This is a genomic window from Paenisporosarcina sp. P4_B8, from assembly GCF_056402175.1.
In genome coordinates this window covers 181,034-192,627 of sequence record NZ_JBFUHX010000001.1, presented here as the reverse complement: position 1 = coordinate 192,627, position 11,594 = coordinate 181,034, and the positions used below count along the sequence as shown (strand labels likewise).

The following is an 11,594-nucleotide window of genomic DNA, read 5'->3' as shown; positions in this document are numbered from 1 at the left end:
GTCCAAGGACAAAAAAAATCACCTATCCCCAAAAGGATAGATGATATTCTAGCAAACTTATTTCTTGTTCCGATCTCCAGCAATCGATAGCCACGTGACACAAATCAGCATGATGAGAGCCCCCATCAGCTGCCATTTCCCTAACACTTGTTGCAGCCAAATGACAGAGATAATCATCGCAGTAAGTGGCTCCATGCTTGATAAAATACTGGTCTCTATCGCACTTATGTATTTCATACTGCTCAAAAATAAAATGAAAGCAACTGTGCCTATAACGATGACTGTCAATAAAAGAACGGACAATTTCCAATCCAATAATAAAGCCCATTCGTCGGATTGCCAAACGCGACTTACACTTCCCAGTACCAGACCGCCGATCAGCATCGACCAACCAACCACCAGCAAAACACCCCATTCTTTCATTAGGGCACCGGGATATAACGTATAAAATGCAAAGCTCAGGCCTACAGCGACTCCCCATGCCAACGCTTCCGGGCTTAACAGTAATTTGGTGAATGAACCATTCGTCAATAAGAAGAATAAGCCGATCAACGTTCCGGCAATTCCAATCAACTGATATTTCGGTGGCCATTTCTTCATACTCCATGATACAAATATAACCACAAAAATCGGTGCTAAAAATTGAAGCAACGTCGCAACTACCGCATTGCTTGATTCAATTGCTGCTACAAATGAATATTGAACCCCTAGCATGCCGAAAATGGAGAAGATAATCAATCGCTTAACCCAATATGGCTGTCGCCAAATTGGTCTTAATTGATTTCCTGTTAATTTTAGAAAAGCGAGCAAAGCAACTCCTGCAACAAGTAGCCGAATCGTCAACATAAACGGAACAGTCAGCATTGAGTTCGATAATATCCATTCCATCAATGGACCCGTTGCTCCCCATAACATGGCTCCGGTAATAATTAATACGATTCCTTTTGCGCGAATCATTTACTCACCTCTTTATCTACAAGTCTACTTTTCATCTTACTATTGTTCAAGTTGAATTCAATGAAAAACTTGCGAACATTTCATTTCCACCTCCAATAATTCTCCTTGAATTTTCCTTTATTTTTCAGAATAAAACATTATTTATTTTGATGACTTGATGCCAAGACTTCTCTATAATAGGAGATATTAGTTTAAAAACAAGGAGTCCTGCGAAATGAAAGGTATGCAACAAGTATTGGAAAATGGTAGCAGTATATTGGACCATGTTCCTTTTCCGATGATACTGACTGCGAGTGACGCAACGGTACTTTGGTGGAGCAAAGAAGCTGAGAGAATATTTGGTTTTACTGCGGACGAAATCGTTGGAAAATTCTATCCTTTTTTCGAAGAAAACCGTTCAGCCATACATAAATCAACGTGGGGTCAAGTGGTTCAAAGTGAGAATCCAATTCGTTTTGAAAATTTCATTATTCATTCAAAACATGGCAAAGCTGTTCATGTTTCGGCTGTTTTAAATTCAATGACAATCGATAATGAACAATGCGTCATGTTCTTATTTGAAGTTAATAATGTTCCAACAATGGATCAAACATCAAGTACACAAGAATTAGCTAGCTTTAAAGTGGGAATCGATGAAACCTTTATGCTCACTTATTTGGACCCAGATGGGCTAATTACATATGCAAATACATTGTTTTTGAAAACAAGTAAATGGACGCCAAAACGTATTATTGGTAAGTCATTTTGGCAGCTTTTCCCCGAAGAGTCAGCTGAGAAATCGGTCAACCCAATATGGTACACCCTGAATAGCAACCGCGTTTGGCAAGGGTCTGTTGAAAAACTGACTAAAGATGGAGAAACATACTGGGTAGATATGACGGCCATCCCTGTTTTGGCGACGAATGATGAGCCTATGTACTTTGCCATTTTGGAAAAAGATATCACGGATAAAAAACGCCTGCAATTGCATCTTGAGCAAATTGCTTATGTGGATTCAGAGACAGGATTAATGAATCGCCATCGTCTTGAAAATATCGTGTCCGGACTTATTGCAGAAGAACGTCACTTTTCTTTCATCTTTTTAGATATCGATAAGTTTTACACATTGAGAGACATGCACGATGAAGAGTCTGAAACCACTCTATTACTGGAATTTGCAAAACGCCTGAAAATGTATTTCCAGGATAGTGATATCGCACGCGTGGGTGAAGATGAATTTGTAGTGTTGACGCCTTTGAGTGATTGGTTTATTCAAGGTTTCTTAAGTTACTTGAAGCAGCATCCGATTTACATTCGCAACAAAGCTATCCCGATTTCAATCAGTGGCGGGATTACGAGATACCCAGAAGATCAATCAACATTTTTACATATGATGAGAGCGTCTAGTGCGACCATCCATAAGGTGAAGCAAGAAGGCGGAGGAAATATCGTCAGCCTTTCAAAAGCCAATCATGTCGCGTTAAGCCGAAAGGCCATGATTGAAAAACGTTTGATTGAGGCGTTGCACCATAAAGATTTAACTGTTATGTATCAACCACAAGTTGATTTAAAGACTGGCAAGATTGATGCAGTGGAAGCACTGGTTCGTTGGGAAGACGCTGTACTAGGAACCGTTACACCAAACGATCTCATTCCAGTTGCAGAAGAGACAGGCATGATTCATGATATTGGGAGCTTTATGTTGGAGAAGGCATGCGAGCAAGCCGCACTTTGGGCAAAAAACGGCAAGCCGATGAAAGTGAGTGTAAACTCTTCCATTCGCGAATTCCGTGATAAAAACATGGTAAAGCAAGTTAGACAGACATTAGAGAAATTTGGCTGTCCTGCTCATCTACTGCAAATTGAGATTACTGAGAAGTTTGCACTGGAAGCGGAATCGGAACAATCCATCATCCGCCAAATGCATCAGCTTCAAAGTGAGGGCATCAGGTTTGTTCTCGATGATTTCGGGACAGGCTATGCGTCTTTCCGTTATATGCAGATGCTACCGATTACCGAACTTAAAATCGATCAATCATTTATCGCGTCCATTACGAAACAAGAGAAATTGCAAAAACTAGTACACGGCATGATTCAATTTGGAAAATCGATGGAGATACGCGTCTTGGCTGAAGGTGTTGAGACAAAAGAACAACAGGATTTATTGACAAAACTCGGCTGTGACGCCATTCAAGGTTTCTATATCAGTCATCCTGTATCTGCTGGCGAAATTGAAAATTTATGAAATAAAAGCGCAAAGTGCCTGTTTAGCTTGACACCTTGCTCAGACATAAAAAAGACGGTTTCTCAAACATTTTGAGAAGCCGCCTTTTTTCTACTTAAATACCTAAATATCAACTGCATCAAAACTTCAGCAAACACCAAACCCATTGCGATTGCACCTGATGTCATAAATGCTTTGGAAGCGTAAGAGATGGCGGTTAAATAGTCATTTTCCACAATGTTGCGCATCGCATTGTATGCAAGTCCTCCGGGAACGAGTAAAATGATGCCCGGTACACTGAAAATGATCATCGGCATACGGAAACGTTTAGATAAAATATGTGATGCCAGCGCTACGATAAAAGCTCCTGCAAAGGATGCTTGAATTGCATCACCTGAAACCATTGTAAAACCACTGTAAATTACCCAACCGCACATCCCTACTAAGCCGGCAGCAACTAGTTTTTTTCTAGGGGCATTAAATATAATGGCAAACGACATTGCGATAATAAAACTTAACACCGCTTTAATGATCCAAATCATGACACCCCTCCTAAAATGATAGTACGAGTGCAACGCCTGCACCAATTGCGAATGCTGTCAACAATGCTTCTGCACCTTTTGATACCCCGGAAACAAAATGCCCGGCCATAAGATCGCGTACTGCATTTGTAATGAGCAATCCTGGTACCAATGGCATGACACCACTGATAATGATTGTGTTCAAGTCTTCCCCAACTTGCAGCAGAACCGCTAAAAAAGCCAGGGTTCCAACGATTGAGGCAGCAATGAATTCCGCGAAAAACTTAACACGGGTCAATTCATGTATTAGTGTGACCACAACGAACCCCATTCCACCTGCAATGGTCGCTGCCGGAACATCTTTCACGACACCATCGAACAGGATAAGAAAACACCCGCTCGCAACTGCAGCTGCTATAAACTGTAATAGAAAAGGGAACATTAAGTTGGCACTGGCAACTCGTTGTAATTCTTCATATGCTTCTTCGATAGTCAGTTCAGTGGTGGCCAGTTTTCTTGATACTTGATTCACAAGTGCTATTTTCTCTAAATCTGTCACCCTGTCCCGAATGGTCATCAACCGTGTCGAGCCATCTTTTCCAAGCGAAAACATGATTCCTGTTGGTGTGACGAAGCTTTGGGTCCCTATCAGACCTTGTGAAATCGCCATACGGGTCATTGTATCTTCAACCCGATACGTTTCCGCACCACTCTCAATCATTAGTCGACCCGCAAGCAGGCAACAATCTATTGCCAAATCATTCTTCTCATTTAGCACGTCTTTGCCCACTCCTTTCACTTATCACCTTTGCACAATCTTAACGAAATGTGCAGTAAAAAACAAATATTGTTGGTACTTTACATGAATCTATTGCTCATACCGAGTACAATGATATAAACGTGAGTAGCCATCCATTACATATTCACTTTTCCGGTTCTATAAACTATTCATTTCGTATATACGACAGTACAATACCTATAAGTAAATTCTTTTCATAAAGGGGGAAATTTCATGCAAGGTTCAATCGATACACTCAAAAAAATCATCGCGGTATCCCAACAAAAACAGCCTGCTGATTTCATTTTGCGCAATGCGCGTGTAGCGGATGTATTTTCACTTATTTGGGCGAACGCAGATATCGTTGTCTCGGATGGCTTTATTGTCGCGATTGATTCCACTCGCTCATTTGAAGCCATTGAAGAAATGGATGCAGGGGGACGCTATGTCGTACCCGGATTGATTGACGGACATATCCATATTGAATCGTCGATGCTCACCCCATCTGCTTTTGGTGATGTTTTATTGCCCCACGGCGTAACAACTGTTGTAACCGATCCACATGAAATTGCAAATGTTGCAGGAGTTGAGGGCATCCAATTCATGCTGAAGGATGCAGAAAGAAGCCCAATGGATATTTTTGTCATGCTCCCTTCAAGTGTACCCTCCACATCCTTTGAACATGCAGGTGCAAGACTGGAGGCAGAAGATTTACGACCGCTCCTCTCCCACCCTTCCGTACTCGGACTTGCAGAAGTAATGGATTATCCAGCGGTTTTGAGCGGAGACGAAGGCATGCTTTCAAAGCTCCTGATGACCAAGGAAGCGGGTCTTCGAATTGATGGGCATGGAGCGGGATTGCAACGCGAACAGATTCGAGGATATCGCGCAGCCGGCATTCAGACAGACCATGAATGTGTGACAGCGGATGAAGCACGTGACCGCATTACCCAAGGCATGTATGTGTTGATACGTGAAGGCTCTGCTGCGAAGAATCTACATGATTTGCTTCCTGCGGTAACACCTCACAATGCAAGAAGATTTTTATTTTGTACAGACGACAAACACCTGGATGAACTGGTGGAAGAAGGCAGCATCGATCATGCTATACGTCTCTCCATTAAAGCTGGAATGGAACCTCTTCAAGCGATTCAATTGGCCACACTGAATGCTGCGGAATGTTATGGTTTGTCTCAAAAAGGAGCATTGGCAGCGGGATTCGAAGCAGATTTTCTATTGCTCGATCATCTTGAACTTTTCAAAGTAGCTGCTGTATTCAAGAAAGGAGTCAAGGTGGCGGAGCATGGCCGCATGATAAACGCTACTGAAACTCAAACGGATTGTACCGTTCGAATTCGCCATTCCGTTCATTTGCCTACTTTGACGGTCGAAGATTTGGCTATCCCGCTCCCGCAAGGTGCCAAAGCGAATATTATGGAAATCATACCAGACCAGATTGTTACCAACAAAGTGGTTGAAAAAGTTGAAACTATAGATGGCGCATTCGTGCAAAACATGGAACGGGATCAATTGAAACTAGCTGTAATTGAACGGCATCATCAATTACACACCATTGGATTGGGTATTGTGAAGGGCTTCGGCCTAAAAAAAGGAGCAGTCGCGACCACCATTGCTCACGATTCGCACAATGCGATTGTTCTGGGTACGAATGATGAAGACATGATTGCGGCTGTACAGGCGTTGCAGGATATGCAGGGTGGATTGGTCGTTGTCCATGATGGTCAAATCATGGCTTCGCTTGCATTGCCTATAGCCGGATTGATGACGAAAGTTCCTCTCGAGGAAGCAGTACGATCACTGGCAAACTTGCATGAAGCAATCCATACCATTCATCCGAAGCTCGATTTTCATTTGTTTTTGACCTTATCATTTCTAAGTTTGCCAGTCATTCCATCACTTAAATTAACTGATACGGGATTATTCGATGTCACTACATTCCAGCATATCGGAATTGACGCGAATACGAACGAAAAAGCAGACCACTAAGCGAATCGCGTTAGTGGCCTGCCTTGTTATTAATATGTGACTACACCAATCTCTTTAAACGTATTTAAATCATAACTCTTCGTTTCTTTCATTGAAATAGTATAAAGTGTATCTCCGGCATAAATCATCCGTTGAACGAGCTGCTCCCAATCTTCGTTTTGTTGCTTGGATGATTTAATCATGTTGGCCACTTGCTGGATTCCTTCTTCAGCCGTTATTTCATACATCATTGCACCTTCGCCTGCATACTGCCCGTATCCATCCTTATTAGTACCCTGATACAACGTCACAGGAAAACCGTATAAACCTTTTCCTCGGTGTTGGAATAATGCCTTGTGATCGTATTGCAATGGGCTGTAAGTGCCTTGACCACCCAAAATTTCTACGTCTTTTTCTTTCGGATTAGCAAAATCTGTAACGTCAAATAATGAGATTTTCATGCCGCCAGTAATGATTCGAGGTTGACTGCCATTTTCGCCTGGAATCGTTTTTGTATCGTAACCGAAACCGATTAGATGATTTTCGTCCAATGGGTGCAAGTAATTACTGAAACCTGGAATTTTCAACTCCCCTAGTACTTTTGGCGCCGATGGATTAGAGACATCCATCACAAATAGCGGATCAGTTTCTTTAAATGTCACCATATACGCTTTGTCTCCCATAAAACGAGCTGAGTAAATGCGCTCCCCTTTCGCAAGTCCCTCGATGGAACCCACTTTTTTCATACCGGCATCTAGAATATATAGATTGTTCTCAGAAAGTTCATCCGTATTCCACGCAAAGCCTTTCGTAGTGACGACACGGAAATAACCTTCATGCTCATCCATCGAAAACTGATTTAGGAGCATGCCCGTCACTTCTCCAGATGATACAAACTCAACTTTAGTACCATCTAAATTGAATTTGAATATTTCCGTATTGGTTTCCTGGGGATTCCAAATTCGATCAATGGCATTATTGTTATCACTATTCTTTGAAGGGACATAGATAGGTGCAGTTAAATACAACGCCTCTTTAGACATATACATGGCATTGCTTCCGCCCAGATACCCTTTCGTTACAACTTGGGATTGCTCTGGATTCTCAAGATTCATAGCTGTAATGACGCTATACGTCCCCTCCAGTGTTCCCGGCAAGATGGATAAATCAGAAAGCGGCATGGATGATACTTTATCCTTTTTCTTACTGTCAAATGTATAAGGACGCAACTCTACATCTTTTGCCCCTTCCATTGCCCAGAAGTTTGGCATCACATTGGTCACGAAATACAACATGTCTCCTGTTTTTCTAGCCCCGTTCAAGTATCCTTCCGCACCGATTTCCCGTATCAGTTTCGGATTCTTCGCATTTTTCACATCATAGAAACGTACATTTGTGGAACTGTTAACAGGCATCATCATTTTACTGGAGACTTCTCCTGATGTTTCCTCATAATCATATGGTACATGCCGATCTCCAAGCACAATCAATGTATTTTCATGTAAGAATAACTGTGATGGATAGAACTCTGCATCGAATGACAGTTCAGCTATTTTCTTCATGTTTGCAGGATTTTGAATATCCGTTACGATTACACGTCCATTTAATATAGAGTAAATAAATTTCCCGTCTGTCTTCACCATATCCGATTCATCTACGCCTTCCACTTGATTGTTCGTTTCCGAGTGGTCAGCTTCTCCTCCACTGCTTGAATTCATCGACTTTTCGCTTTCAGCTGACTCTTCCCTTGAATCAGAATACATCTGACTCATTTGTTTCTTTAACTTAGCGAAGTAATCTTTCAATTGCTTTTCCGATTTTACAGTTTGCAAATCTTTGTGAACAGTAAACGATAATTTACTGGTCGACATGGATTTGAAGAATCCGCCTTGAATAGCTTCCTTCTTGATGTGCAATATATACGAACCCGGTTTGATTTCGGACACTTTAACTGAATGACCGTTTTGTGTAAGCTGCAATTTCGCATTCGTTTTCTTTCCTTGCTGATCAACCAAATAAATCGTTCCATCCGATATGGCTGAAGCTTTTAACGGCTCCGAAAAATTTGCTTTCCACCCTTGCTCAGACAACGCAATCGATGAAGCACTGACTGTCACTTTATCAATATAAAACGCAAACGATAGGACTATTCCCGCAATCACAGCAGCGACCACGAGCCAAACACTTCTTTTTTTCAATACCATCTCTCCTCTTTTTTAAGCTAGTTATTTCATTAGACCGATAAAGTGTTATTTAGTTTCAATTATTCTGAAAATAATTTATTTAAAGAATTTCTTATTAAATCGCATAACGCAAGTCTTGCAATTAGGACAAGCTAGATACTCGACGGGGAAAGATTGTTATTTATTCTGAGGAGGGCTGGGTAGGGGATTTATCGAGAATCCGTAGGGGGATATCGAGGATTCACGGATGGATATCTTCATTTCGGGGAAGGTTATCTGGATTTCGCAATCGGATATCAAGTATTCGGCATCGCTTATCTAAAATTCATGTTTTCTAAACAATTTAATTGACCAGTAAGCGAAACAAAAACGGAACCGCTGAAGGCGATTCCGTTTCTTTAGTTCACTTCTATTACAATAACTGTCTTTAACTTTACATTGGCTCCGGTCTGCTCGACTTCAAAATCAGTGGTTGCGGTGATTTCGTATTTACCCTTTGGGAAACCATCTTTGTTGAAATACTCTTTTATGAATTCATCCTTCGTTATTTCCCCGGACTTCGAAAAAGGAACTTCTAGCCACTCATCCTTTTTTAAAGTTGTGAAGCTTAATATAGTCTGAGAAACTCCGCCTATGTCTTTAATTTTGTTCAATTCCTTTACCGAGAATTCGATTGGCGAAAAACCACCATGCGAAATCCTTACTTCATTATCCGGCCCAGTATATTTAAGCCGGGCAGTAATTGAATCTTTTTCATGTTCTTTGTACTGTTTGGCAATTGAAGTCAACTCCAATATGAATGCATCCTCACTTGCTTTGCTTGATGAAGTAAGATCAACTTTAGTGGCAGCTGAAGAACATCCAGTCAGTACGAAACAACATGTAAGCAAAAACAAGACACATCCATATTTCATCTGACTCACTCTTTCCCTTCTCTTTTAATTCACGCCTCGTATTTAAACCAATCCGCCATTAGTTCTTCCAAACGTTCTTCTAGTGATTTCTTTATCACTAATAAATTTTCGTATTCTTGCCAATCCGCTTCAGCTTCAATTTGAACAGTGAGAGTCGCCAGTTCTTCTTCGACATCGGCAATTTCCTTTTCAAAAGAACGAGGTTGTTCCTCCCGTTCACGGATAGTTTTGACTCGTTCTTCCTTTTTGACCGGTTCTTCTTTTTCAAGCGAGGTCTGACGTTCTGCCCATTTCGAACGTGCCCATTCATAGGCTCCTTCGAAGGTAATGAATGTTCCCCGATCCAGCCAAGCGGTGCGAGGGAAAAGTTTATTCAGGAAGTAGCGATCGTGGGAGACAGCCACTATGGTCCCTTGGAAATCTTCGAGTGCTTCTTCGAGCACTTCTCGCGAATCGATATCCAAATGGTTTGTTGGTTCATCAAGCATCAATAAATTGATGTCCTGATGCATGAGTTGCGCAAGACGCAATCGCATCCGTTCTCCTCCACTTAAATCTCCAACCCGTTTGAAAACGTCGGGTCCATAGAACATAAACTTCGCGAGAATGTGGCGCGCTTCGCCTTCAAATACATTGACTTCCGCTCGGAAGACATCAATGAGGCGCGCTTTCGGGTTGGCAATCTCGAAATGTTGAGACAGGAATCCCACTCGCACATTACTGCCAAGACGTGCGGTGCCTGCATCGACTTCGAGTTCTCCCCGCAGTAATTTCAGAATGGTGGACTTGCCAGTTCCGTTTCGACCGACGATTGCAACGCGTTCTTTCCACCTAACATTAAAGTCAGCTCCTGCAAGCAACACATTGTCGCCGAAAGATTTGTACACTTGTTCCATGACCACCACTTCCTTGCCACTTCGTGGAGCTGCTTCAAATGATAGAGTCATTTTTTTCGGATCAATCAGCGGCTTCCGTACTTTCTCCATACGTTCCAAAGCCCTTTCCATATTGCGTGCACGACGGTGCAAAGCAGCATTCGGCGGAACTGCTTCATTTGCCCAAAGTTTTAGGCGCTTGATGGCTTCGCGCATTTTCTTGATTTTTTTCTGCTGTTCCTCGTATTCCTGAAACTCCCGCATGATGCGTTCTTCTTTTTGGATGGCAAACGATGAATAATTGCCATGATATAAAATCAATTCGCCTTCTTCGAGATCCGCAACTTTCGTAACGACCTGATCCAGGAAGTAACGGTCATGCGAAATGATGACGACCGTACCTTCATAATCAACCAAATACTGTTCAAGCCATTCCACGGCAAACAAATCCAAATGGTTCGTCGGTTCATCGAGTAACAATAAATCTGGTTTCGTCAGTAGTAATTGACCGAGCATGATTTTTGTTTGTTCCCCACCACTCAACGATGGGAATGACCGATCAACAAAGCTTTCCAATTGCAGACCCTGTATGACCTTATCAATTTCCGATTCATACGAATATCCGTCACGTAGCGTGAATTGTTCCTGGATATTTCCATATTGACGAAGCAATCGTTCCATTTCTTCAGGCGTTGCGCTAGCCATTTTCATTTCAAGATCCGTCATTTGCGTTTGCATCTTGAGCAGTTCTTCAAAGGCCATTGTCAGAACATCGAGCCCCGTCACTTCCTCTGAGTAGGAAGGAATCTGGGCCAAGTAGCCAATCCGATTTCCTTTTTTGAAATGAATGCTTCCCGAATCAGGACTTTCTACACCAGCTAACAATTTAAATAATGTAGTTTTCCCTGTACCGTTACGTCCTACAACGGCTAATTTATCACCTGTTTTGATTGCCAGTGATAAGTCCTCAAAAATGATGTTTCCACCTAGCATTTTACTGATTTCCTGAATTGTACATATCATATTTTCCGCTTCCTTTCGATTTCAGCTGGAAGCAATCCATTCTTCATTTGCAGTCGATTTATTTTTGCGTACAAAAAAAGACTGCCTGAAAAGCAAGCAGTCTTTTCTCGATGTCTGGCTCCAAGCGCCAGCCCGCGTGCCCCTTAAAAGGGGT

Annotated in this window: 8 protein-coding genes; 2 read left to right on the top strand and 6 right to left on the bottom strand. The window is 42.0% G+C overall.

Annotated features, from left to right (window positions below; all coding sequences use genetic code 11):
* Positions 1-57 precede the first annotated feature (57 nt).
* Positions 58-957, bottom strand: a complete 900-nt coding sequence (locus tag AC1DSK_RS00955) for a DMT family transporter (protein ID WP_477546203.1) — start codon at positions 955-957, stop codon at positions 58-60.
* A 214-nt stretch (positions 958-1,171) separates the two neighbouring features.
* Between AC1DSK_RS00955 and AC1DSK_RS00950 the strand changes: the two genes are divergently transcribed.
* Positions 1,172-3,181: an EAL domain-containing protein gene (locus AC1DSK_RS00950; RefSeq protein WP_477546202.1), complete on the top strand. Its 2,010-nt coding sequence runs from the start codon at positions 1,172-1,174 to the stop codon at positions 3,179-3,181.
* Between the two features lie 62 nt (positions 3,182-3,243).
* Here AC1DSK_RS00950 and AC1DSK_RS00945 read toward each other — a convergent pair whose 3' ends face one another.
* Together AC1DSK_RS00945 and AC1DSK_RS00940 are read right to left on the bottom strand one after the other, a co-directional pair.
* Complete coding sequence (locus AC1DSK_RS00945; protein WP_477546201.1) at positions 3,244-3,702, bottom strand: threonine/serine exporter family protein; 459 nt, start codon at positions 3,700-3,702, stop codon at positions 3,244-3,246.
* A gap of 10 nt (positions 3,703-3,712) precedes the next feature.
* Positions 3,713-4,459, bottom strand: coding sequence for a threonine/serine exporter family protein (locus tag AC1DSK_RS00940; protein WP_016428378.1), 747 nt, complete (start codon positions 4,457-4,459; stop codon positions 3,713-3,715).
* A gap of 234 nt (positions 4,460-4,693) precedes the next feature.
* Here AC1DSK_RS00940 and ade point away from each other — a divergent pair, with 234 nt between their 5' ends.
* Entirely contained in the window at positions 4,694-6,466 is a 1,773-nt protein-coding gene (ade, locus tag AC1DSK_RS00935) for an adenine deaminase (RefSeq protein WP_477546200.1), read from the top strand.
* A gap of 29 nt (positions 6,467-6,495) precedes the next feature.
* On the opposite strand, the gene AC1DSK_RS00930 is transcribed toward ade, so the two are convergent.
* From AC1DSK_RS00930 to abc-f, 3 genes are all read right to left on the bottom strand, one after another.
* Positions 6,496-8,649 carry a beta-propeller domain-containing protein gene (locus AC1DSK_RS00930; RefSeq protein WP_477546199.1) on the bottom strand — a complete coding sequence of 718 codons (2,154 nt, stop codon included), beginning with the start codon at positions 8,647-8,649 and terminating at the stop codon, positions 6,496-6,498.
* Positions 8,650-9,026: 377 nt separating this feature from the next.
* Positions 9,027-9,551 carry a hypothetical protein gene (locus AC1DSK_RS00925; protein ID WP_477546198.1) on the bottom strand — a complete coding sequence of 175 codons (525 nt, stop codon included), beginning with the start codon at positions 9,549-9,551 and terminating at the stop codon, positions 9,027-9,029.
* Positions 9,552-9,571: 20 nt separating this feature from the next.
* Positions 9,572-11,440, bottom strand: a complete 1,869-nt coding sequence (gene abc-f / locus AC1DSK_RS00920; RefSeq protein ID WP_477546197.1) for a ribosomal protection-like ABC-F family protein — start codon at positions 11,438-11,440, stop codon at positions 9,572-9,574.
* Positions 11,441-11,594: the final 154 nt, after the last annotated feature.

Excerpts from the sequence above, each read along its gene's own strand:
- AC1DSK_RS00955 (WP_477546203.1), bottom strand. The coding sequence starts at position 957 with ATGATTCGCGCAAAAGGAATCGTATTAATTATTACCGGAGCCATGTTA.
- AC1DSK_RS00950 (WP_477546202.1), top strand. The coding sequence starts at position 1,172 with ATGAAAGGTATGCAACAAGTATTGGAAAATGGTAGCAGTATATTGGAC.
- AC1DSK_RS00945 (WP_477546201.1), bottom strand. The coding sequence starts at position 3,702 with ATGATTTGGATCATTAAAGCGGTGTTAAGTTTTATTATCGCAATGTCG.
- ade (WP_477546200.1), top strand. The coding sequence starts at position 4,694 with ATGCAAGGTTCAATCGATACACTCAAAAAAATCATCGCGGTATCCCAA.
- AC1DSK_RS00930 (WP_477546199.1), bottom strand. The coding sequence starts at position 8,649 with ATGGTATTGAAAAAAAGAAGTGTTTGGCTCGTGGTCGCTGCTGTGATT.
- abc-f (WP_477546197.1), bottom strand. The coding sequence starts at position 11,440 with ATGATATGTACAATTCAGGAAATCAGTAAAATGCTAGGTGGAAACATC.